General features: G+C 67.2%; 20 protein-coding genes and 1 tRNA gene. 12 read left to right on the top strand and 9 right to left on the bottom strand.

From position 1 onward, the window contains the following. The first annotated feature begins 12 nt into the window (after positions 1–12). The 5 genes from DFQ59_RS11915 to DFQ59_RS11895 all read left to right on the top strand — a co-directional run bounded on the left by DFQ59_RS11915 (position 13) and on the right by DFQ59_RS11895 (position 3,370). Positions 13–597, top strand: coding sequence for a YggT family protein (locus tag DFQ59_RS11915; protein WP_114279926.1), 585 nt, complete (start codon positions 13–15; stop codon positions 595–597). Beyond that, positions 594–911: a DUF167 family protein gene (locus DFQ59_RS11910; RefSeq protein WP_114279925.1), complete on the top strand. Its 318-nt coding sequence runs from the start codon at positions 594–596 to the stop codon at positions 909–911. Before DFQ59_RS11915 ends, DFQ59_RS11910 begins: the two co-directional genes overlap by 4 nt. Before the next feature lie 135 nt (positions 912–1,046). Continuing rightward, positions 1,047–2,195, top strand: coding sequence for a homoserine O-succinyltransferase MetX (metX, locus tag DFQ59_RS11905; protein ID WP_114279924.1), 1,149 nt, complete (start codon positions 1,047–1,049; stop codon positions 2,193–2,195). A 1-nt stretch (position 2,196) separates the two neighbouring features. Then, entirely contained in the window at positions 2,197–2,796 is a 600-nt protein-coding gene (gene metW / locus DFQ59_RS11900) for a methionine biosynthesis protein MetW (RefSeq protein WP_425451022.1), read from the top strand. Positions 2,797–2,920: 124 nt separating this feature from the next. Next, a complete protein-coding gene (locus tag DFQ59_RS11895; protein ID WP_114279923.1) occupies positions 2,921–3,370 on the top strand; it encodes a DUF4426 domain-containing protein in 450 nt (149 codons plus the stop codon). An 86-nt stretch (positions 3,371–3,456) separates the two neighbouring features. Here the strand turns inward: DFQ59_RS11895 and DFQ59_RS11890 are convergent, their stop codons facing one another. Beyond that, positions 3,457–4,155 carry a sulfite exporter TauE/SafE family protein gene (locus DFQ59_RS11890; protein WP_114279922.1) on the bottom strand — a complete coding sequence of 233 codons (699 nt, stop codon included), beginning with the start codon at positions 4,153–4,155 and terminating at the stop codon, positions 3,457–3,459. 255 nt (positions 4,156–4,410) lie between these two features. Between DFQ59_RS11890 and rdgB the strand changes: the two genes are divergently transcribed. Then, complete coding sequence (gene rdgB / locus DFQ59_RS11885; protein ID WP_114279921.1) at positions 4,411–5,001, top strand: RdgB/HAM1 family non-canonical purine NTP pyrophosphatase; 591 nt, start codon at positions 4,411–4,413, stop codon at positions 4,999–5,001. 267 nt (positions 5,002–5,268) lie between these two features. Here the strand turns inward: rdgB and DFQ59_RS11880 are convergent, their stop codons facing one another. Further along, positions 5,269–5,706, bottom strand: a complete 438-nt coding sequence (locus tag DFQ59_RS11880; protein ID WP_114279920.1) for a tetratricopeptide repeat protein — start codon at positions 5,704–5,706, stop codon at positions 5,269–5,271. A gap of 97 nt (positions 5,707–5,803) precedes the next feature. Between DFQ59_RS11880 and hemW the strand changes: the two genes are divergently transcribed. After that, positions 5,804–6,985 carry a radical SAM family heme chaperone HemW gene (gene hemW / locus DFQ59_RS11875; RefSeq protein ID WP_114279919.1) on the top strand — a complete coding sequence of 394 codons (1,182 nt, stop codon included), beginning with the start codon at positions 5,804–5,806 and terminating at the stop codon, positions 6,983–6,985. Positions 6,986–7,186: 201 nt separating this feature from the next. Then, the gene (locus tag DFQ59_RS11870) at positions 7,187–7,432 is read left to right on the top strand and encodes a transcriptional antiterminator, Rof (RefSeq protein ID WP_114279918.1); all 246 of its coding nucleotides are present in this window, start codon (positions 7,187–7,189) and stop codon (positions 7,430–7,432) included. A gap of 48 nt (positions 7,433–7,480) precedes the next feature. On the opposite strand, the gene DFQ59_RS11865 is transcribed toward DFQ59_RS11870, so the two are convergent. Then, entirely contained in the window at positions 7,481–9,349 is a 1,869-nt protein-coding gene (locus DFQ59_RS11865) for an SLC13 family permease (RefSeq protein WP_114279917.1), read from the bottom strand. Between the two features lie 219 nt (positions 9,350–9,568). Here DFQ59_RS11865 and DFQ59_RS11860 point away from each other — a divergent pair, with 219 nt between their 5' ends. Beyond that, positions 9,569–11,362 carry a SulP family inorganic anion transporter gene (locus DFQ59_RS11860; RefSeq protein WP_114279916.1) on the top strand — a complete coding sequence of 598 codons (1,794 nt, stop codon included), beginning with the start codon at positions 9,569–9,571 and terminating at the stop codon, positions 11,360–11,362. A gap of 95 nt (positions 11,363–11,457) precedes the next feature. Here the strand turns inward: DFQ59_RS11860 and DFQ59_RS11855 are convergent, their stop codons facing one another. The 4 genes from DFQ59_RS11855 to thiS all read right to left on the bottom strand — a co-directional run bounded on the left by DFQ59_RS11855 (position 11,458) and on the right by thiS (position 16,132). Further along, positions 11,458–13,926, bottom strand: coding sequence for an EAL domain-containing protein (locus DFQ59_RS11855; protein WP_114279915.1), 2,469 nt, complete (start codon positions 13,924–13,926; stop codon positions 11,458–11,460). 213 nt (positions 13,927–14,139) lie between these two features. Then, positions 14,140–14,832 (bottom strand): tRNA (guanosine(46)-N7)-methyltransferase TrmB, encoded by a 693-nt coding sequence (gene trmB / locus DFQ59_RS11850; RefSeq protein WP_114279914.1) that lies wholly within the window; start codon positions 14,830–14,832, stop codon positions 14,140–14,142. Positions 14,833–15,000: 168 nt separating this feature from the next. Next, complete coding sequence (locus DFQ59_RS11845) at positions 15,001–15,804, bottom strand: thiazole synthase (RefSeq protein WP_114279913.1); 804 nt, start codon at positions 15,802–15,804, stop codon at positions 15,001–15,003. 94 nt (positions 15,805–15,898) lie between these two features. Continuing rightward, positions 15,899–16,132, bottom strand: a complete 234-nt coding sequence (thiS, locus tag DFQ59_RS11840) for a sulfur carrier protein ThiS (protein ID WP_114279912.1) — start codon at positions 16,130–16,132, stop codon at positions 15,899–15,901. 86 nt (positions 16,133–16,218) lie between these two features. On the opposite strand from thiS, the gene DFQ59_RS11835 reads away from it, so the two are divergent. Then, entirely contained in the window at positions 16,219–18,033 is a 1,815-nt protein-coding gene (locus tag DFQ59_RS11835) for an AMP-dependent synthetase/ligase (RefSeq protein ID WP_114279911.1), read from the top strand. Positions 18,034–18,104: 71 nt separating this feature from the next. Then, positions 18,105–18,178, top strand: a tRNA-Gly gene (locus DFQ59_RS11830). Between the two features lie 609 nt (positions 18,179–18,787). Here the strand turns inward: DFQ59_RS11830 and DFQ59_RS11825 are convergent. After that, positions 18,788–19,567: a hypothetical protein gene (locus DFQ59_RS11825; RefSeq protein WP_147275243.1), complete on the bottom strand. Its 780-nt coding sequence runs from the start codon at positions 19,565–19,567 to the stop codon at positions 18,788–18,790. 308 nt (positions 19,568–19,875) lie between these two features. Further along, positions 19,876–20,817 carry an esterase-like activity of phytase family protein gene (locus DFQ59_RS11820; protein WP_170142145.1) on the bottom strand — a complete coding sequence of 314 codons (942 nt, stop codon included), beginning with the start codon at positions 20,815–20,817 and terminating at the stop codon, positions 19,876–19,878. 383 nt (positions 20,818–21,200) lie between these two features. Here DFQ59_RS11820 and DFQ59_RS11815 point away from each other — a divergent pair, with 383 nt between their 5' ends. Next, the gene (locus tag DFQ59_RS11815) at positions 21,201–21,680 is read left to right on the top strand and encodes an ATP-dependent zinc protease family protein (RefSeq protein WP_114279908.1); all 480 of its coding nucleotides are present in this window, start codon (positions 21,201–21,203) and stop codon (positions 21,678–21,680) included. Positions 21,681–21,704: the final 24 nt, after the last annotated feature.

The following is a 21,704-nucleotide window of genomic DNA, read 5'->3' as shown; positions in this document are numbered from 1 at the left end:
AGAGGTCAGAGCATGGGAACCAGCCCCTATACCGTCAACGCCGCCACCTTTCTCATCAGCACCCTGTTCGGCGTGTACATCATCATTGTCATGCTGCGCTTCCTGCTCGCCTGGGTGCGTGCCGACTTCTACAACCCGATGTCCCAGTTCCTGGTGAAGGCCACCAACCCGGTGCTGCGCCCCCTGCGGCGCTTCATTCCCGGCTACGGCGGCGTGGACCTGGCGAGCGTGGTGCTGATGCTGGTGCTGCAGATGGTGGAGCTGGTCCTGATCCTGGGCGTACTGGGGCGCGCCGGGGGCTTCGTCGGGCTGCTGGTATGGGCGGTGGCGGAGCTGCTCCAGACCCTGGTGCGCGTGTTCACCTTCAGCATCCTCATCGAGGTGGTGCTGAGCTGGGTCAGTCCCGGCGGCCGCCACCCCGTCACGATGCTGCTCTACCGTCTCAACGCACCGCTGCTCGGCCCCGCGCGGCGCATGCTGCCGCCCATGGGCGGCATCGACTTCTCGCCGGTACTGGTGCTCGTCCTGCTGCAGCTCACCTCCATGCTGCTGGTGGCCCCCATCGCCGACCTGGGCCGGGGGCTGGCGCTGGGATGAGCTGGTACCGCTGGGAGGACGACGAGCTGCACCTGTTCCTCCACATCCAGCCGCGCGCCAGCCGCGACGAGGTGACCGGTATCCAGGGCGATCGGCTCAAGGTCCGCATCACCGCCCCGCCGGTGGAGGGCCGGGCCAACGCCCACCTGGTGAAATTCCTGGCCAAGCTGCTCGGCGTGCCCCGCAGCCGGGTCCGGGTGGCCAGCGGCGAGCAGGGGCGGCAGAAGCACCTGGTGGTCACCAATCCCGGGCTGCTGCCCCCGCCCCTGGATGCGGCGTCGAGATCCGGGGCACGGACAATGGATAAAGGATAAGGGCGGCGGTGCACTGAAACCCGTTCCCGGCGAGCTGCCGCGGTCAGCCCGGACAATGCCTCCCTTGCTGGGCGGATTGGGGTCCATTAGACTTTCGCCTTTGCAATTGCCACCGGCCAGTTGATACCACGCAGGATGCCCGAACCCTTCCCATCCGATTCCGTCGGCCTGGTCACGCCGGCCCGGCAGCACTTCGACCAGCCGCTGGAGCTCGTTTCCGGGCGGGTGCTGGAGAGCTACGACCTCGTCTACGAGACCTATGGCGAGCTGAACGCCGCGCGCAGCAACGGGATTCTCATCTGCCATGCGCTGTCCGGCGACCACCACGCCGCCGGCTACCACAGCCCCGAGGATCGCAAGCCGGGCTGGTGGGATACGGCCATCGGTCCGGGCAAGCCCATCGACACCAACCGCTTCTTCGTGGTCAGCGTGAACAATCTCGGCGGCTGCAAGGGCTCCACCGGCCCCAACACGCCGAACCCCGCCACGGGACAGTTCTACGGCCCGGACTTTCCCATCGTCACGGTGAAGGACTGGGTCAACAGCCAGCAGCGGCTCGCCGAGGCGCTCGGGATCGATCGCTGGGCGGCGGTCATCGGCGGCAGTCTCGGCGGCATGCAGGCGCTGCAGTGGGCCATCGACCACCCCGACCGGATTGCCCACGCCGTGGTCATCGCCGCCGCGTCGAAGCTCTCGGCCCAGAACATCGCCTTCAACGAGGTGGCCCGGCAGGCCATCCTCACTGACCCGGAATTCCATGACGGGCGCTACTACGAACAGGGCGTGGTACCCCGGCGCGGGCTGATGCTGGCCCGCATGCTGGGCCACATCACCTACCTCTCCGACGAGTCCATGGGCGCCAAGTTCGGCCGCGAGCTGCGGGAGCAGAAGCTCCAGTTCGGCTACGGCGTGGAGTTCCAGGTGGAGAGCTACCTGCGCTACCAGGGCGAGAGCTTCGTGGAGCGCTTCGACGCCAACACCTACCTGCTGATGACCCGGGCGCTGGACTACTTCGACCCGGCGGCGGATTACGGCAACGACCTGCCCACCGCCCTGCGCCGGGCCAGCTGCGGCTTCCTGGTGGTCTCCTTCACCAGCGACTGGCGCTTCGCGCCGGAGCGCTCGCGGGAGATCGTCAAGGGACTGCTGGACGCCGATCGCAACGTCTCCTACGCCGAGATCGAGGCCACCCAGGGTCACGACGCCTTCCTGATGCCGCTGCCGAAGTACCTGGACGTGTTCCACGCCTACATGCGCCGGGTGGCCGACGAGGTGGGGGCCTGAGATGGAACTGCGTACCGATCTGCAGCTCATCAGCGAATGGATCCGCCCCGGCAGCCGCGTCCTCGACCTGGGCTGCGGCGACGGCACCCTGCTGCGCCACCTGCGCGACTCCCGCCAGGTCACCGGCTACGGCCTCGAGCTCGACCCGGACAACGTCATCGCCTGCATCGACGCGGGGCTGAACGTCATCCACTCCAACCTGGATGACGGCCTGCAGCAGTACTTCGACGACGACTCCTTCGACGTCGTGGTCATGACCCAGGCCCTGCAGGTGGTCCACTACCCCGCCTGGCTGCTCACGGAGATGCTGCGGGTGGGGCGCGAGGGCATCGTCACCTTCCCCAACTTCGGCCACTGGCAGTGCCGGCTGCAGCTGGCGCTGGGCGGGCACATGCCGGTTTCCCGCACCCTGCCCAACCCCTGGTACGACACCCAGAACATCCACCTGTGCACCTTCCGCGACTTCGAGGCGCTGTGCCGGCAGAAGAACATCCGCATCCTGGAACGCACCGTGGTGGATAACGCCCATCGCACCAGCCTCGGCATGCGCCTGCTGCCCAATCTCCTGGGGGAAGTGGCCATCTACCGCTTTACCCGCTGAGTCACGGCCAACGGAGACGGGGGAAGCTTTTCCGCCGTCTCCGGGTCTATCCTTTATAGAAACCGCACTGCGGCGCGGACATCGGACACGCGCCAAAGGCCCGCCCAAGGAGGAGGAACCCGCCATGAACAGACGCGGCTTGACCACGCTGCTCGCTGCAGCCGCCCTGGCCCTGCTGCCCTGGTCGGCACAGGCCGAACGGAGTCTCGCACTGGGTGACTACACCATCCACTACAACGCCTTCAACGCCAGCACCCTCACCCCCGAGGTGGCGAACCAGCACGGCATCCTGCGCAGCCGCTACCAGGGCGTGGTCAACGTGGCGGTCATCCGCGAGGTGCCCGGCACCACCGGCGAGCCCGCCAGCGCCGTGGTGAGCGGCCATGCCACGCTGCCCACGGGCGGCGAGATGCCGCTGGAGTTCCGTGAAGTGCGCGAGGGAACCGCCATCTACTACCTGGCCGAGTTCCGCATTCACGACACCCAGACCCTGGACTTCGTCCTCGCGGTGCAGCCCCGAGGCGGCACCGAAACCGCGGACGTTCGCTTCAGCCAGCAGTTCTTCACCGACTAGCGGCCGCGGGAGGCAGGAACCATCGCGGCGCCTCCGCCCGGCGCGTCCGACCCGCACCGGGCGGGACCGCGGAACGGCGAACCGGGTCAGGCGGCCGCGGGAACCAGGAGCGCCTGGGCCAGGGTGACGAGCCCGAAGAGCACGACCGTTCCGCCGGCCAGGCGCCGGACCCAGATCCGGCGGACGAAGGCGGACAACCGCCCGGCGAAGGCCCCGGCGGCCAGCAGCGTGGGCAGGGTGCCGAGCCCGAAGGAGAGCATCAGCAGGCCGCCGCTCACCGCGCTGCCGGCGGAGATGCTCCAGACCAGCACGCTGTAGACCAGGCCGCAGGGCAACCAGCCCCAGAGCAGCCCGAGCAGGAAGGCATGGGGGGCATTGGCCACCGGCAGCAGGCGCCGGCCGATGGGTTCCATGCGCCTCCAGACGTATCCCCCCGCCCGTTCCAGCCGCCGCAGCCCCATCCACCAGCCGGCCAGGTAGCAGCCGAGCGCCACCATGAACAGGCCGGCCACCACCGCCAGCGCCTGCTGGGCCCGGTAAACCAGCGTCAGGTTGGCCGCCAGCCACCCCACCCCGCCCAACAGCGCGCCGGCGACGGTGTAACTGATGAGGCGGCCGCCGTTGTAGGCCAGCAGGAACGGCATCAGGCCGCCCAGTTCCCGCCGCCGCTCCTCCGGCAGCCCGAACACCAGGGCGCCCACGATGCCCCCGCACATGCCCACGCAGTGGACTCCGCCGAGGAGCCCCACCACGAAGGCGGCCAGGAGCTGGGTTTCTCCGCTCATGTCACGTTCCGTGTCGTTTCAGTTGCCAGTTGCCAGTTGCCAGTTTCCGGTGGCCGGTGGCCGGTGGCCAGTGGCCGCCGGATACTGGTTGCCTGCGCGAGCATAGCCCTCTGACACACCCGCGCAAACCCTGGGCGATGAATTTTCTGGAAACCGGCGACTGAAAGCCGGCGGCTGTCATCGGCCCCCTTTGCCTCGGCCTGCACGGCGGTGCATGATCGGCTCACCAGTGGGAACGGAATCGGAGCGGACACCATGAAGCGCATCGTGCTGGCCAGCAACAACCGCGGGAAGATCCGGGAGTTCAACGAACTGCTGACCGACCTGGAGATCGAGGTCCATCCCCAGGGCGAGTTCGGGGTGCCGGAGGTGGAGGAGACGGGGCTCACGTTCGTGGAGAACGCCATCCTCAAGGCGCGGCACGCCAGCCTGCACACGGGGCTGCCGGCCATCGCCGACGACTCGGGCATCGAGGTGGACGCGCTCAACGGCGCCCCGGGCATCTACTCGGCCCGCTACGCCGGTGTGGGGGCCGGCGACGCGGCCAACGTGGAGAAGCTGCTGGAAGCCCTGCAGGAGATACCGGAGGCGGAGCGCGCGGCGCGGTTCCAGTGCCTGCTGGTCTACATGCGTCACGGCTCCGATCCCACCCCCATCATCTGCCAGGGCACCTGGGAGGGACGCATCCTGTTCGAACCGGTGGGCGAGAACGGCTTCGGCTACGACCCCGTCTTCCATGTCCCCACCCACATCTGCTCCGCCGCCGAACTGCCCCCGGACGTCAAGAACGCCCTCAGCCACCGCGGCCAGGCCCTGCGCCAGCTCGTCTCCCGGCTCAAGGGTTGAACTTCACCACGAAGTCACGAAGGGCACGAAGCAAAACGAAAGAAGAATCCATCCGCAGATTACGCAGATTACGCAGATTTTTTTAGATGAATGGTTTTCACCAACGGCCACTGTAGATCTGTTGAAGGTGCGGTTTCCGGCTGACTGAGCAGCCTTGCGTCAGCTGATGCGCCTTTAAACACACTTTATCTGCGTAATCGGCGTAATCTGCGGATAAACAGTCTTTTCTTCGTGTCCTTCGTGCCTTCGTGGTGAGTTCGGGTGTGGCTACATGTCGAAGCCGGCCAGCTTGTAGAGGCGCTTGGCCTCTGCGTCGTTCCGTTCCACGCCGCGGCCTTCCTGGTACATCATGGCGAGCGTGGTCAGTGAGCCCGCCAGGCCCTGGTCGGCGGCGAGCTGGAACCACTTCACCGCCTCGGCGGCGTTCTGCTCCGTGCACTCCCCTTCCATGTACATGAACCCGAGGCCATGCTGGGCCAGGGCGTGGCCGGCCTCGGCCGCGGCCTTCATGAGCCTGTATGCCTCGTCGGGGTGCGGCGCTCCCAGCAGGCCGTTCTGCTGGATGACCGCCATGCGGTACTGGGCCTCGGGGTTGCCCTGTTCCGCCAGCGGCGAGAGCAGCTGGGCGGCGCGACCGAAGTGCTTGGCCTCGAAAGCGGCGATGCCGCTGCTCAAATTCAGGTCGTCTTCGTTGAAATCACTCATTTCTGACTCCGTGCTTGCGGCTCCGGCTGCGGGGCCGGCTGTCCCGATGGTGGGTGGTACCCTATAATTTACCAACCTGTACAGTCAAGATTTATCCATGATCCCTGAACCGCACCCGGCATCCCGGGCCGTGTCCCCGCCCCTGGCGCTCTACGTGCACATCCCCTGGTGCGTGCGCAAGTGCCCCTACTGCGACTTCAACTCCCACGCCCGGGACGGGGCGTTGCCGGAGCCTGAATACCTCGCCGCGCTGCTGCGCGACCTGGACGCCTCGCTGCCCGCCGCCGCGGGCCGCCCGCTGGCGAGCATATTCATCGGCGGCGGGACGCCGAGCCTGCTGAAGCCCGCCACCATCGGCGCCCTGCTGGACGGAATAGCCGCCCGCATGGGCCTGGCGCCGGATATCGAGGTGACCATCGAGGCCAACCCCGGCACCGTGGAGCAGGGTCGCTTCAGCGGCTACCGGACCGCCGGCGTGACCCGCCTCTCCCTGGGGGTGCAGAGCCTGGACGACCGCGCCCTGCTCGCCCTGGGCCGCATCCACGACGCCGGCGAGGCCCGCCATGCCGTGGCCGCGGCGCGGCGCGCCGGCTTCGACAACCTCAACCTGGATCTCATGTTCGGACTGCCGGAGCAGTCGCTGACCGCGGCCCTGGAGGACCTGGAGGCGGCCTTCGCCCTGGAGCCCGAGCACCTCTCCTGGTACCAGCTGACCCTGGAACCCAACACCCCCTTCGCCCATGCCCCCCCACCCCTGCCCGGCGACGACATCCTCTGGGACATGCACGAGGCGGGGCTGGGGCGGATCGCGGACGCGGGTTACGGCCGCTACGAGGTCTCCGCCTTCGCCCGCCCCGGACGGCGCTGCCGCCACAACCTCAACTACTGGACCTTCGGCGACTACCTGGGGATCGGTGCCGGCGCCCACGCCAAGCTCACCGATCCGGCCAGCGGCCGCGTCACCCGGGACTCGCGTCCGCGCCATCCACGGGAGTACCTGGAGCGGGCGGGAACACCGGCCGCGACGGTCAACCCGCACGGGGTGGAACCCGCCGAGCTGCCGCTGGAGTTCCTGATGAACGCCCTGCGCCTGACCGACGGCGTGCCCGCCGCGCTCTACGGGGCGCGCACCGGGCAATCGCCCGCCACCCTGGAGCCCGCCCTCTCCCGCGCCCGCACCGACGGGCTGCTGGTGCCCGACCCGGAGCGCCTCGCCCCCACCCCGCTGGGCCTGCGCTACCTCAACGAGGTGCTGCTGCGGTTCATGGGGGATGGCTGAGGTGAGGAACGTGTTCCGTGTTCCGTGTTCCGTGTTCCGTGTTCCGGATGGTGCCGGATCCCGGATTACTCATGACGCATCAATCATTCTGTAATAGTGCGGCCGGTGTTCTGACGGAAAACCGAAAACGGAACACGGATCACCCTTCACTCCATTCTGTGGCAGTCTTTAAAGGGTCATCCATCCGTGCGGGAGACTGTCATGAGCGACGACTACACGCCCATCGGCTGCGATGTCTACTCGGAGCTGGAGCTGCACATCATGCACCGGGACCGGCTGCGCACGGCCTGGCGCGACGTGGAGGGGAACCTGCACCAGGAAGTGCTGCTGCCGAAGGACCTGCAGACGCGCCAGGGTGCGGAGTACCTGCAGGCGGAGACGCACACAGGCGAAGCGCTGGAGCTGCGGCTGGACCGGATCCTGCGGATTGCACCCATGGATGGCTGACTTTTTGCCTCGGAGGGCAGGCCCGGGCCCGGAGGCCCGGGTGGCGGTTCAGAAGACGATATTCAGCATCACCATCTCCACCACCAGGAACAGCACCGTCATCACGCCGCCGGCGCGCATGAAGTCCTTCACGCGGTAGCCGGCCGGACCCATGATCAGCGCATTCACCTGGTGGGTGGGGATGAGGAAGGAGTTGGAGGTGGAGATGGCCACCGTGAGGGCGAACAGCGCCGGGTTGGCGCCGGCCCCCAGGGCGATGTTCACCGCCAGGGGCACCAGCAGCACCGTGGCGCCCACGTTGGACATCACCAGGGTGAAGAAGGTGGCCAGTGCGGCGATGGCCGCCTGCAGCCCCCAGATGGGCACGCCTTCCATGACCGAGAGCACCTTCTGCGCGATCCAGGCCGCGGTGCCGGTGGTCTCCACCGCGAGTCCCAGGGGAATGAGGCTGGCGAGCAGGAACACCGTCTTCCAGCTTACCGCTTCATAGGCCTCCTCGATCTTCAGCACCCCGGAGACGATCATGCCGAGCGCCCCGGTCAGCAGGGCCACCGAGAGGCGCAGGTCGGTGAACAGGACCAGCGACAGCGCGATGAGGAAGAAGATCATGGCCGGCACCACCTTGTGGGGCCGCAGCTCCTCGCGGGGAAAGTCGGTGGCCACCACGAAGTTGCGATCCTTCGACACCGGGATGAGGTCGCTCCAGCGGGTGTGGACCACCAGGGTGTCGCCCGCCTCGAGGGTCAGGTTGCGGAGGATGCCGCGAATCACCTCGTGCTGGCGGAACACGGCCAGCACGCTGAGACCGAAGGTCTTGCGCATGCGCAGCTCGGACAGGGTCTGGCCGATGAGACGCGAACCGGGCGGGATGACCACCTCGGCGATTCCGGCGCGGGTGGGGTTCATCGCCTCCACGAACTCCTCCAGCTCCGGGCGCAGCTTCAGGCCGTATTCGCGGGCGAACTCCGCCACCTGCTCGTCCGGTCCCATGACCGCCAGCAGCGCCCCGCCGGTGATGCGGATGTCCCGCGGCGGCGCCACCCGTACCTCCTCGTTGGCGTTGTGCAGTGCGAGGAGGAAGGGGACGTTGTAGCGCTGCTCGAGATCGCCCACCTCCATCCCCACCAGCGGGGAGTCGTCGGGAATGCGCAGCTCGTACATGGAGCCCTCGAGGCCATAGAGGTCCTCGAAGTACTTCATGGTCGCGCCGGCGCTGCCGGTTTCGCTCTTCACGGTGGGCAGCACGAAGCGGCCGGCCAGCACGAAGTAGATGATGCCGGTGAGGACCAGGACGATGCCGATGGGGGTGACGGCGAACAGGCTGTAGGTCTGCATGGGCTCCACGCCCGCCGGCAGCGCCTTGTTCGAAGTGAGAATCAGATCGTTGAGCAGGATCAGGGGGCTGGAACCGATCATGGTCACCGTGCCGCCGAGAATGGCGCAGAAGCCCATGGGCATGAGCAGCCGCGACATGGGCAGGCCGGTGCGGGAAGAGATCCGGCTCACCACCGGCAGGAACAGCGCGGCGGCGCCCACGTTCTGCATGAAGCTGGAAATGAAGCCCACGGTGCCGGAGATGATGGGGATGATGCGCTTTTCCGTGGAACCGCCCGCCTTGAGGATGAAGCCGGCCAACTTGCCCATCACGCCGGTCTTGTCCAGGCCGGCGCCGATGATCATCACGGCGATGATGGAGATCACGGCATTACTGGAAAAGCCGTTGAACAACTGGGTCGCGGGCACCAGCCCCTGCTCGAGGCCCAGCCAGGGTCCCACCAGGTTGGTCAGGCCGAGCAGCACCATGATGCTGATGGCCGCGACATCGACGGCGACCACCTCGGACACGAAGAGATAGATGGTGAAGGCCAGGATGACCAGCACCCAGATCATCTCGGTGCTAAGGGTGAGTGTCTCCATGAATGATACCGTGCCCCTGCAATTCCAGGTGAATTTAGTGGATTATAAAATTTTGACATTATCTTCACATTGGGCGACAGGGTCCAATAAAGTAAGCCGCGCCGCAACATAAGAGAACGCTATGGGCATGGCAGCGGCGATTGAATTATCCTTGGCAGCCGCATGTGGGATGCGTGCGCGCCCGTACACCACTTTCCCTGCTTCACCCGGATCACCGCAATGTCGACCAAGACCACCGCCTCCGCCCCCTGCTGCAGCCTGCTGTGGGTCCGCCTGCTGCCGTTCCTGCGCTGGTGGCCGCGCGTCACCCGCGAGACCCTCAAGGCTGACCTCATCGCCGGCCTCACCAACGCGGTCGTGGTGCTGCCCCAGGGCGTGGCCTTCGCCCTCATCGCCGGTCTGCCGCCGGAGTATGGCCTCTATACCGCCATCGTCACGCCCATCGTGGCCGGGCTGTTCGGCTCCTCCTGGCACCTGATCTCCGGCCCCACCACGGCCATTTCCATCGTGGTGTTCAGCACGGTGAGCGGATTCGCCGAGCCCGGCACGCCCCAGTACGTGCAGATGGCGCTGACCCTGACCCTGCTGGCGGGCGCCTACCAGCTCGCCTTCGGCCTGGCCCGGCTGGGGACCCTGGTGAACTTCGTCTCCCACTCCGTCGTGGTGGGCTTCACCGCCGGCGCGGCCATCCTCATCGCCACCAGCCAGCTCAAGCATGTGCTGGGGGTGCCGGTGCCGCGCGGCGAGACCTTCCTGCACACCTGGTGGGTGCTCCTGCGGCAGCTGCCGGATACCAATCTCTACGTGCTCGCCATCGCGATGGTCACCCTGGCGATCGCGCTGCTCATCCGCCGCTGGCGCCCGCGCCTGCCGGGCATGCTCATCGCCATGGTGTTCGGAACCCTGCTCGGAATCGGACTGAACGGACCCGATCACGGCGTCCAGCTGGTGGGCGAGCTGCCGGCCCACCTGCCGCCCCTGTCGCTGCCCGACCTCTCCTGGGCCACCGTGCGCGACCTGGCGCCGAAGGCGCTCGCCGTGGCCCTGCTCGGCCTCATCGAGGCGGTCTCCATCGGCCGCGCCATCGCCACCCGCTCCCAGCAGCGCATCGACGGCAACCAGGAGTTCATCGGCCAGGGCCTCTCCAACGTGGTGGGCAGCTTCTTCTCCGCCTACGCCGGCTCCGGCTCCTTCACCCGCTCCGGGCTGAACTACACCGCCGGCGCCCAGACGCCCCTGTCCGCGGTGTTCGCGGCGCTGGCGCTGGCGCTGATCCTGCTCCTGGTGGCGCCGCTGACCGCCTACCTGCCCATCGCCGCCATGGGCGGGATCATCCTCCTGGTGGCCTGGAATCTCATCGACTTCCACCACCTCCGCTCCATCATCCGCACCAGCCGCCGCGAGGCGACGGTGATGGCCGTCACCTTCCTCGCCACCCTGTTCCTGGATCTGGAGTTCGCCATCTACGCCGGGGTGATGCTGTCCCTGGTCCTCTACCTCCGCCGCACCTCCCGGCCCGCCATCGTCAGCCTCGCGCCCGATCCCAAGCACCCGGCCCGGCAGATGGTCAACATCAGCCGCACCCAGGCGAAGGAGTGCCCGCAGCTGAAGATCGCGCGCATCGACGGTTCGCTCTTCTTCGGCGCGGTGGACCACGTCGCCACCACCCTCCAGGGCATCTGCGAGTCGCCGCCGAAACAGAACAATCTCCTGCTGGTGGCCAACGGCATCAATTTCATCGACACCGCCGGCGCCGAGACCCTGGCAGCCGAAGCCAAGCGTCTGCGCGAACTGGGCGGAGCGCTCTACATCAGCGGCGCCAAGGCCGCGGTGCGGGAGGTGCTGGTACGCGGAGGGCAGATCGAAACCATCGGCGTGAAGAAAATGTTCTCGAGCAAGGCCGACGCCATCCGCGCCATCGTGCCGAAGCTGGACGCGGGCCGCTGCGCCACCTGCGCCCAGCGCATCTTCCAGGAGTGCCCGGCCGCGGCGGCCACCACCGCCAACGGCTGAAAGAAGTGAAAATGGACAATCCTGTTAATCCTGTAAATCCTGTCTAATTTGTCTTTCCGTCTTTCCGTCTTTCCGCGCCTTCGCAGCGGGGGAGTTCAGAGCGTGGCGCTGACGAAGTCGTAGTCGGGGTGGGCATCGGGGCCCTGCACGAAGTAGCCCTGGACGTAGTCCACGCCGCAGCTCCAGAGAGTGGCCAGGGTGGCGGCCTCCTCCACGAACGGCACGATGCTCTGCTTGCCCAGCGCCCGGGTGGTGCTGATGAGTTCCCGCAGGGTGGCTCCGGGCCGACTCTCCGCCAGGGACTCGCGCACCAGCTGCTGGTCGAACTTGATGTAATCGGGATTGAGGTGGTTGAGCAGGCTCAGCGGGGCGCCGCCACCGCCGAAATGGCTGAGGCCGGTTGCCACGCCCAGGTCGTGCAAACCGTCGATGAGCTCCCGCGCCGGCTTGAGCCGGTCCTCGGCATCCCGCGCACTGCACTGGATGACCAGGGCCTCGTTGGGCAGACGCGCCTCCTTCAGGATATCCGCCACCCAGGCGAGCAGGCCGGTGTCGCCCACGGTGGTGGCCGACAGGGTCACGAACAGCCGCACCGGGTTGCCGTTGCGATGCTGCCCGGCGGCCGCACGCACGGCGTGCTGGAGCACCCAGCGATCCACCCGCGGCATCAGGCCGTTGCGCTCGGCGACCGGGATGAAGCGCGCCGCCGGCACCTCCGCCCCTTCTTCGTCGAGCAGGCGCACGAAGATCTCGTAGAAGGGCGCCTGCTCACCATGCAGATTGACGATGGGCTGGTAGACCAGGCGCAGGCCGTCCTCATTGAGCGCCGCCTCCACCCGCTTGACCCAGCCCTGCTCGGCATCGGCACGCAGGCTCACGCCCTCTGTGGCCTGGTAGACCTGGACCCGGTTGCCGCCGAGCTCCTGGGCCGTGTGGCAGGCCTGGTTCGCCTGCATGACGGCGGTGGCCGCATCCGGGACGGTGCTGCCGAGGCCGACGATGCCCAGGCTCACGGTAACCGAGACACTCTGCGGCCCGGTGTCCATGATGTTCCGCTCCACCTGCGCACGCAGCCCGTCCGCCCAGATCCGGGCTGCATCCAGATCGGGGCTGCGCAGTGCGACGATGAACGACGCGCCGCTGTAACGCCCCAGCAGGTCCCCGGCACGTGCCGCGCGACGTACCTGCTCGGCCACGCCGGCCACCACCCGGTCGCCACCGCGCATGCCCAGCCGCGCACTCAGCTCCTTGAAGTTGTCGATGGACAGGTAGACCAGCGCCCGGCCCAGGCCGCCGGCCACAACCTGATCCACGATCCTTTCCAGCTGGGAGAGCAGGTAGTCGCGGTTGTACAGCCCGGTCAGGCGATCCTGGCGCGCCAGCAGCTTGAGCTTGGCCTGCATGGCGCGGGAACGGAGAATGCGATTGCGCACCGCCGAGACCAGGTGCGGAGGCGTGATGGGCTTGGTCAGGAAATCGTCCGCCCCCAGGCTCAGAGCCGCGAAACGCTTCTCCGCGTCCGTCTCTCCCGAGAGGAACACGATGGGAATGTCGCCCAGGTCCTCCCGCTGGCGGATGACCGAGGCCAGCTCCAGCCCGCCCACCTTGGGCATGTAGAGGTCCAGCAGGATCAGGTCCGGCACGAAAGTATCCAGGATCCCCATCACCGTCATGGGATCGGTGATGATTTCGGGCAGCATGCCCGCCTTTTTGAGGATGGCGGCGCAGTAGAGCGCCTGGCTGCGATCGTCATCGACCACCAGCACCCGGTAGGGTTCGGCCTGGGCGGAGGGAGAGATCAACAGGCTCAGCTTGCTGACCAGGGTGGGGATGTCCACCGGCTTGGTCAGATAGGCGTCGGCGCCGGCGCGCATGGCCTCCAGGCGGGCGATCATGTCGCTGCGGGAAGAGAGAAACAGCACCGCGGGCGGGTTTTCCATCGATTTGCGCAGCTCGGCGATGGCCTCCACTCCCGCCAGCTCACCCTCGGGGAAGATGATATCCATGAGGATGACCGCCGGGTGCTCCTCCTCGACCGCCTCCTGCAGGCTCTTCAATGTCTGCAGCTGGCGCACCTCGAAGCCGTGGGCACGCAGATTCTGCCCGAGGTAGCCGCTGACGTCCGGGTCGTCGTCGACGATGAACAGCAGGCCGCTGCCCTCGGGGCCGACCAGGGGTTCGGTGATGTTGTGCACGAACTTGTCGGCGGTTTCGTCGGGGTCGGTGTCACGGGCAACCTGTGCCAGCGCCTCCATCCGGCCCTGCAGCTTGTCCCGTTGCGCCTTGGTGAGCGGTGTTTCCTGATCCAGCACCGAGCCGATCATCAGCTCGAGTTCCTGCGCCGCCCGGCTCAGGCCGGGGAATTCGAAGGTCCCGCTGGAACCGGCCAGGTTGTGCACCTGCTGGCGGAGGTCCTTCAGGCGCTCCCCGGTGACGGGCGTTCCGGAGAGCCGCTCCCAGCCCGACTCGATGCGCTGGAGCTTGCGGGGCAGATCCTTGAAGTAGGCCTGACGCAGGCGGACCAGCCTCTCCTGCAGACTGTCATCGTGGTGCTTATCCGGCATTGCTCATCCTCGGTTTCACGCCTCTTCCAGTGTGCTGCGCGCCCGCGGAGGCGCATTCGGCCCCCTTGGGGGAGGCTGAAGGCGCCGGCGGGGACATTGCAGTACGCCCGGCTCATGCAGCGGCGAACGGGACATCCGCACCTATTGTGCCGGATCTGCGCAGCGATGCCAGCCACCCGTGCACAGGGATTGCACGAGCGGAAGCGGCGCTTCTCACCCGGCGCGTTCGAACACCAGGTCCCAGACCCCGTGACCGAGCCGCATCCCGCGGCGCTCGAACTTGGTTTCCGGGCGGTAGGACGGCCGGGGAACGAAGCGGCCATCGGGCGCGGTATTGCGCAGCCCCTCGGACCTGGAAAGCACCTCCAGCATGTGCCGGGCGTAGTCCTCCCAGTCCGTGGCCAGGTGGAAAACCCCGCCGGGCGCGAGCCGGCCGCGCACCCGTTCGACGAACGGCGGCTGGACCAGGCGCCGCTTGTGGTGACGTTTCTTGTGCCAGGGGTCGGGGAAGAAGAGGCAGACCCGGTCGAGGGAGCCGGCGGGCAGACAGCGCTCGAGCACCTCCACCGCATCGGCGCAGAAGACCCGGACGTTGGTGACGCCGGCGGCCTGCAGCCGGTTGAGCAGTGACCCCACCCCCGGCCGATGCACCTCCACGCCGATGAAGTCCGCGTCCGGTGCCGCGGCGGCCATGGCCAGCAGCGCATCCCCCATGCCGAAGCCGATCTCCAGCGTCAGCGGCGCCCGGCGGCCGAACACCGCCTCCGGGTCCAGTGGACAGTTCTCCAGGTCCAGTCCGTAGACGGGCCACAACTCGTCCAGGGCGCGCTGCTGGGCCGGCGTCATGCGCCCCTCGCGACGCACGAAACTGCGGATGGGGCGGTGTTTCGGGGGGGCTTCGGTCATCGCCAACGCAAATCTCGGCACCGGGGCTTCGGTTGGACTCTGGGACCGTGATTGCGGCGAACCATGGACGCATTCACGCATTCACGCATTCACGCATTCACGCACTCACGCACTCACGCATTCACGCATTCACGCACTCACGCACTCACGCACTCACGCCAGCGTGGCTCAGAAGAAAGTACCGTCGATGGGCGAGGAGGCGCTGGCGTAGAGCTTGCGCGGCATGCGGCCGGCGAGATAGGCCTCGCGGCCGGCCTCGATGGCCTTCTTCATGGCCGAGGCCATCAGCACCGGGTTGCCGGCCGCGGCGATGGCGGTGTTCATCAGCACGCCGTCGCAGCCGAGCTCCATGGCGATGGCCGCATCGGAGGCGGTACCGACGCCGGCGTCCACCAGGATGGGCACGCCGGCATTCTCGAGGATGAGACGGATGTTGTAGGGATTGCGGATGCCGAGACCCGAGCCGATGGGCGCGGCCAGCGGCATGACCGCCACGCAGCCCATCTCCTCCAGGCGCTTGGCGATGATGGGATCGTCGGAGGTGTAGACCATCACCTCGAACCCCTCCCGGACGAGAATCTCCGCCGCCTCCAGGGTGGCGGTGATGTCGGGGAACAGGGTCTTCTGGTCGCCGAGCACCTCGAGCTTCACCAGGTTGTGGCCGTCGAGCAGCTCGCGCGCGAGGCGGCAGGTCCGGACGGCATCCTCGGCGGTATAGCAGCCGGCCGTGTTGGGAAGGATGGTGTAGCGATCCGGCGGGATGACATCGAGAAGATTGGGCTCGCCCGGATTCTGGCCGATATTGGTGCGCCGGATGGCCACCGTGACGATCTCCGCCCCGCTGGCCTCGATGGCCTGGCGCGTCTCCTCCAGGTCCTTGTACTTTCCGGTGCCCACCAGCAGGCGGGAATGGTAGGTCTTGCCGGCGACAGTCAGGGTGTCGTCGCCCGGGGTCGGTGCGTCCTGGGTCATGCTGGAATCCTGAACAGGCTGAGGGCTGGAACGAAAGGGGCGAGTATACCGCGCTACGCCCGTACCTGCCCATACGGGGGCGCCGGGCCGCGGCTCATGGGCAACGGGCGGGCCCGGTGCCGCACGGCGACCCGCCACCGATTGCCTGCACGATCTCCACCCGGTCACCGGGCTGGAGGCGCGTCGCGGCGTGGGCGCTGCGGGGTATGATTTCGCGGTTGATCTCGACGGCCAGCCGGCGACCGGTGTAGCCGAGCTCAACCAGGAGCTGCTCCAGGCTGGCGCCGTCGGGCACGCTGCGGGACTGGCCGTTGACGGTGATATCCATGACCGCAAAGGGTACCGGGACCCCGCCGGGGCGGTCAATCGGGCGGCACTTGCAAGACCCGGCGTTTTCTGGAGAAATGCATTCCCATGCACGAGTGGAATGAAGACATCATCGCGGTCGAGACCGCCGTCACGCTGGATGGCCTGTTCCGGGAACGGATCCACCGCACGCCCGACAGCGTCGCCTACCGCCAGTTCGACCGCCGCCACCGCCTGTGGGTGGACGCCACCTGGAGCGAGGTGGCCCGGCAGGTGGCGCGCTGGCAGGCGGGCATGGCGCGGGAAGCGCTGAAGCCCGGAGACCGGGTCGCCATCGTGCTGCGCAACTGCCGCGAGTGGGTGGAATTCGACCAGGCGGCCCTCGGACTCGGGCTGGTGGTGGTGCCGCTGTACACCGACGACCGGCCCGACAGCGCGGCCTACATACTCAACGACTCGGCCGCCAAGCTGCTCCTGATCCAGGATGACACCCAGTGGCGCCGCCTGCGCTCGGCCGACGAGAGCCTGCCCGCGCTGCGGCGGGTGCTGGTGCTGGAGCACAAGGCGGGGGGCGCTGACGACGATCCCCGCGTCATCCACGTGGATGAATGGCTCCCCCGCGGCGAGCACGAAGTGCGGCATGACGAGCACGGCAGCCAGTCCCTGGCCTCCATCGTCTACACCTCGGGCACCACCGGCCGGCCGAAGGGGGTGATGCTGAGCCACCACAACATGCTCTCCATCGCCCATGCCAGCCTGACCATGGTCTCGGTCTACCGCGAGGACACCTTCCTCTCCTTCCTGCCCCTGTCCCACACCCTGGAGCGCACCGGCGGCTACTACCTGCCGATGATGGCCGGCTCCACGGTGGCGTTCTCCCGCTCGGTCCAGCAACTGGCCGAGGATCTGCAGACCATCCGTCCCACGGCGCTGATATCGGTGCCGCGCATCTACGAGCGCGTCTATGCCCGCCTCGCGGATCAACTGGAGAAGAAGCCCCTCGCCCGCATCCTGTTCAGGGCCGCCGCGGTGGTGGGCTGGCGCCGCTTCCAGGCGGCACAGGGGCGCGCCAGCCGCTGGCTCTCGCCGCAACTGCTGCTGTGGCCGCTGCTGCGGCGGCTGGTGGCCGACAAGGTCCTGGCCCGCCTCGGCGGCCGCCTGCGGGTCGCCGTGAGCGGCGGCGCCGCACTCCCCTTCTCCGTGGCCCGCACCTTCATCGGGCTCGGGCTGCCCATACTCCAGGGTTACGGCCTGACCGAGACCAGCCCGGTGGTGAGCGTGAACACCCTCGAGGACAACGAACCCGCCAGCGTCGGCCTGCCCCTGCGCGGCGTGGAGGTGAAAATCGGTGAGAACGACGAACTGCTGGTCCGGGGACCCGGCGTGATGCAGGGCTACTGGAACAACCATGCCGCCACCACCCAGACCATCGACAGCGACGGCTGGCTGCATACCGGCGATCAGGCCCGCATCGAGCACGGCCACCTCTACATCACCGGGCGAATCAAGGACATCCTGGTGCTCTCCAACGGAGAGAAGGTGCCGCCCGGCGACATGGAGTCGGCCATCGCCCTGGATCCCCTCTTCGACCAGGTGCTGGTACTGGGCGAGGGACGCCCCTTCCTGAGCGCCCTGGTGGTGCTCAACGGCGAGCACTGGGTGACGCTGGCCAGGCAGCTCGGGCTGGACGCATTCGATCCGGCGAGCCTGCTGGACAACCGGCTGCGCAATCAGCTCATCACGCACATGCGCGAACTGCTCGCCGATTTTCCCGGCTATGCCAAGGTGCGGCGCGTGGTCCCCATGCTGGATGCCTGGACGGTGGAGAACGGCCTGCTCACCCCGACCCTGAAAACCAGGCGCCAGCAGGTGCTGGAGCGCTACCGCAAGGAGGTGGAGCTGCTGTACGGAGAGCTGGCCTGAGACCCGCCGGCAACAAACCCGCGCCCCGGGAATTGACCTGCCCGCCGGTTCGCATAGAATAAGACGCCTTCGCGGGTGTAGTTCAATGGTAGAACAGGAGCTTCCCAAGCTTCTAACGTGGGTTCGATTCCCATCACCCGCTCCAGTAACCACTGGCGGTCCCGACGGATCGCCTACGATCAACCGGCCCTCGGGCCGGTTTTTTTGTTTTCAGGTAGCGGGGTTGCAGCCGGGACCACGCCGAATACATCAGACATTTCTAATATTCTTGATCTGAATCAAAACGGGTTGGGCCCGTTTCCCCCTATCCTTGGACCCGAGACACACGTCTCCAACCTCCATCTGGGAAGTCCGTGTAGGCCCGTCGCCCGGCGGGCCTTTTTTTTGTTCATGGCGGACGTCGGCCAACCCCGCCACTTGAGGCAGGTCAAGCGCGGAGCGCCCGGCACGGCATAGCATGGGCGTCGATTTCCACGGTCAGTTTTCCATCTGGTGCAGTTTTTGCCTTGCCCGCCCAGCGCGGGCATTTTTTTGCCCGGATTGACGATTCGCAACGCATTGCGCCCGCTGTTGGGAATACGATTTGCCTGACCCTATGGGTCATCCTCCATCTGGCAGTCCCTATTGAAGCCCGCTCCCATCTAGTCAGCGGGCTTTTTTTTGGTTCATCGAGGGGACCACGCCCGGAAACGGAAGGGGCGGCCGCATGGCCGCCCCTTCCGTTTCCGGTTTTCAGGCTTCGGCAACCCGTGAATCAATCCAGCGTCTGCGAGTACATGTTGGCGCGATGGAGGAAATGGGGCAGGTCCAGGGTCGCGCCGCTGCGGTCATTGTGCTTCAGGCTGTCCGCCCCGAAGGCGAAGCTGACGCCCAGCATGAGAACCTGCTCGGTCGCCACATCACCCTCCGTGGTCGAGTCATAGTTGGCGCCGCGGTAGGCGATGACGCCATAGACGGGCGATTTCCCCAGTCGCTGCTTGTACTTCAGGCCCCACGCCCAGATCTCGCCCGCGTCATCGCCGTCAACGTACTGGTCGGTGTCGGCATAGGCCACGTCGCCTTCGAGCATGATGTCATCGGAGATGAAGTAACGGCCCACCACACGGCCGAACCAGCCGCCGTCGTCGAAGCCCTCGCTCTCGTCGTCGTCCCCGGGGCCCTTGACGTATCCGACCTGGCCATAGAGGGTGGCGGGATCGAAGTAGTACTGTCCCTCGAGCCCCAGGTAGGCGGCCTTGGAGTGGCCATCGTTGTCGGTCACGGTGCCGATGCCGTAGCCGGCAAAGGCGCCGACCAGCATGGTGGAGGCATTGCGGTAGCTCAGGTGCGCCCCGACGGACACCATGCTCGAGGGATCGTCATCGGAATCGTTGTCCAGGACATTGGCCTCGCCCAGCGCGTCGAACTGGACCGACAGGGCCTGCCCCAGCGGTACGCTGACCACTGCGCCGGCGCCATACGTGGGCGTGTGATCGTCCTCGACCTCGTCGCTGTCATCGCTGGAAATCCAACGGTAGCCCACATAACCATCCACGCTGCCTGCGTATACGAGCGCGGAATCATCCGCAGCAAATGCGCCCGACGCGGGAAGCAGGGCCAGGGCAACGGCGGATGCAATAAGCGTATGTCTGATTCTCATTCCATGAACCCCGATGTTGTTTTATTTGGCAACAGACAATCCATGAACATTATGCAAAACAATGTCTTGAATGATGTCTGCGATTGTTGCAACAAGACAACACTTGTTGCTTTCCAAGGAATTGTTTCCATGCGGGGAGTGTTTCTCAATGACAATTCACAATGCCGCTGTGGACCTGACCCTACAGCAGCAGGGCGCCGCCCTCAGGGCAGCAGCTCAAAATAGACCAGGAGGGTGTGCTGCAGCGGGCTGCCGTTGTCGTCGCTGACCATGAAGTAGCGCCGTCCCTCGTGGAAGGCCAGCCCCTCGAAGTTGTCCACCAACCAACCGCGACTGGTGTCGAAGGACGCCACCGTCTCCACGCTCACCGGCCCTGGTCCGTCGGGCAGCCGGACATGACGCAGACTGATGACCAGCGGCCGGAACAGGGAGACGAAGGCCCGCTCCAGCGCCAGGAGCCCGCCATCGGGGTGCGACTCCAGTGCCGTCAGGGCGCTGCCCGGGGCATCCGCCAGGGGGTAGTCCCAGCAGCGGCCGGTGAGGGTACAGAGGGGAACCGTGCGTGCGTCCATCCCGGCCAATGGGCGCTCGGGGGCGGTCATCAGGCCCAGGGATGGATGCCGGACGAGGGCCTCCAGGGCGCTGTTGGGATCGCGGTAGCTGTCGACTCCGGACAGCGCCGGGGGCAGCCGCAGCCGCTCCAGCGGGTTCCCGTCAGTCGTGAAACGCTCCACCCGCGGACGGCCCTCGAAGGAGATCAGCAGGGTCGTATTGCCGCGCTCCCCGTCCGCCTCGTGTTCCAGCACCAGGCCCTCGGCGTCGGACCAGGCACCCGCCAGCGGCGCACCGTCGCCGCCGCGCAGGGGGTGGGCCGCCAGCAGGCGCACATCCACCAGCCGCCCGGCGCGCAGCACCGGCTGCAGGTGGAATACCGCGCCCCGGTCGCTGACCGCGTAGAGCAGCGCCTCGTCCCGGTCCCAGGCCAGCCCCGACAGCTCGGTGAGGTACAGCCCGTCACGCTCGACCGCGGACAGGCGCAGGGCACCGAGCAGGCGCACCCCCATGAATCGGCCGTCCGCCTCCGGAACGTCGCTGAGCCGCACCGGGGTGGCGATGGAGTAAGGGGCATCCGCCGCCCCGGCCACGGCAGGCCATGGACACAGGGCGACCAGACATGCCGCGAGCAGAATGCCGGGGGTACCCGCCCGCCCCCACCGGAATTCCCCGCCGAGATCCATATCGCTTCAACCTCCCGCTGCCGGACTCATGGCCCGGGGAGATGCCCCGGCGGACCACGCCGGATTCACCCTGGTGCAGAAACCCCGTCTCCTGCAATGGCGCGGGGCAGCCGCGAACCAGCATATCGGCCACTCCCGGGGATTCCATTCAGCGGGTGTTGCGACCGCAGGCCGGGGACTCGCTGAATGTGCCCCCAAGAGTGACTAGACTTTACTGTGCATGGCGCAGGCGTGAAAATCCGCGCCTCGCCGTACATCCGCTACCGCGAACCGATGAGAGCCGCCAGTTCATGCCCGGTGACAAACGACTCAACCCCGAAGCCGTCCCGCTCGGCTGGCGCGAATGGGCCGCGCTGCCGGAACTGGGCATCGGCCGCATCAAGGGCAAGGTGGACACCGGTGCCCGCACCTCGACGCTGCACGCCTATTTCGTCGAGCCTTACGAGGACAACGGCGTGGCCCTGGTGCGCTTCGGCATCCACCCCCTGCAGCGCCGCACCGACATCGAGCGCATCTGCACCGCGCCCGTCTTCGACCGGCGCTGGGTCTCCGATTCCGGCGGACACCGGGAGCAGCGCTACATCATCCGCACGACCCTGAGGCTCGGCGGCCGCGAGTGGCCGGTGGAGATGACGCTGACCAACCGCGATTCCATGACTTTCCGGCTGCTCATCGGGCGCACGGCGCTGGGTAACCACTTCAGCGTTCACCCCGCCCGCTCATACCTCACCGGACGCCCGCCGGCGCCTCAGCACCGCAAACCCCGCTAATCCGGGCCGGCACAAAGGAAACCT

Origin of the sequence: Thioalbus denitrificans, assembly GCF_003337735.1 — a bacterium.
Classification (GTDB): Bacteria; Pseudomonadota; Gammaproteobacteria; order DSM-26407; family DSM-26407; genus Thioalbus; species Thioalbus denitrificans.
Note: the sequence above shows the minus strand (reverse complement) of the source record. Positions and strands in the feature narration are given on the sequence as shown.

Bases quoted from the DNA above. Each gene is read 5' to 3' on its own strand.
- DFQ59_RS11915 (WP_114279926.1), top strand. From the start codon at position 13: ATGGGAACCAGCCCCTATACCGTCAACGCCGCCACCTTTCTCATCAGC.
- DFQ59_RS11910 (WP_114279925.1), top strand. From the start codon at position 594: ATGAGCTGGTACCGCTGGGAGGACGACGAGCTGCACCTGTTCCTCCAC.
- metX (WP_114279924.1), top strand. From the start codon at position 1,047: ATGCCCGAACCCTTCCCATCCGATTCCGTCGGCCTGGTCACGCCGGCC.
- metW (WP_425451022.1), top strand. From the start codon at position 2,197: ATGGAACTGCGTACCGATCTGCAGCTCATCAGCGAATGGATCCGCCCC.
- DFQ59_RS11895 (WP_114279923.1), top strand. From the start codon at position 2,921: ATGAACAGACGCGGCTTGACCACGCTGCTCGCTGCAGCCGCCCTGGCC.
- DFQ59_RS11890 (WP_114279922.1), bottom strand. From the start codon at position 4,155: ATGAGCGGAGAAACCCAGCTCCTGGCCGCCTTCGTGGTGGGGCTCCTC.
- rdgB (WP_114279921.1), top strand. From the start codon at position 4,411: ATGAAGCGCATCGTGCTGGCCAGCAACAACCGCGGGAAGATCCGGGAG.
- DFQ59_RS11880 (WP_114279920.1), bottom strand. From the start codon at position 5,706: ATGAGTGATTTCAACGAAGACGACCTGAATTTGAGCAGCGGCATCGCC.
- hemW (WP_114279919.1), top strand. From the start codon at position 5,804: ATGATCCCTGAACCGCACCCGGCATCCCGGGCCGTGTCCCCGCCCCTG.
- DFQ59_RS11870 (WP_114279918.1), top strand. From the start codon at position 7,187: ATGAGCGACGACTACACGCCCATCGGCTGCGATGTCTACTCGGAGCTG.
- DFQ59_RS11865 (WP_114279917.1), bottom strand. From the start codon at position 9,349: ATGGAGACACTCACCCTTAGCACCGAGATGATCTGGGTGCTGGTCATC.
- DFQ59_RS11860 (WP_114279916.1), top strand. From the start codon at position 9,569: ATGTCGACCAAGACCACCGCCTCCGCCCCCTGCTGCAGCCTGCTGTGG.
- DFQ59_RS11855 (WP_114279915.1), bottom strand. From the start codon at position 13,926: ATGCCGGATAAGCACCACGATGACAGTCTGCAGGAGAGGCTGGTCCGC.
- trmB (WP_114279914.1), bottom strand. From the start codon at position 14,832: ATGACCGAAGCCCCCCCGAAACACCGCCCCATCCGCAGTTTCGTGCGT.
- DFQ59_RS11845 (WP_114279913.1), bottom strand. From the start codon at position 15,804: ATGACCCAGGACGCACCGACCCCGGGCGACGACACCCTGACTGTCGCC.
- thiS (WP_114279912.1), bottom strand. From the start codon at position 16,132: ATGGATATCACCGTCAACGGCCAGTCCCGCAGCGTGCCCGACGGCGCC.
- DFQ59_RS11835 (WP_114279911.1), top strand. From the start codon at position 16,219: ATGCACGAGTGGAATGAAGACATCATCGCGGTCGAGACCGCCGTCACG.
- DFQ59_RS11815 (WP_114279908.1), top strand. From the start codon at position 21,201: ATGCCCGGTGACAAACGACTCAACCCCGAAGCCGTCCCGCTCGGCTGG.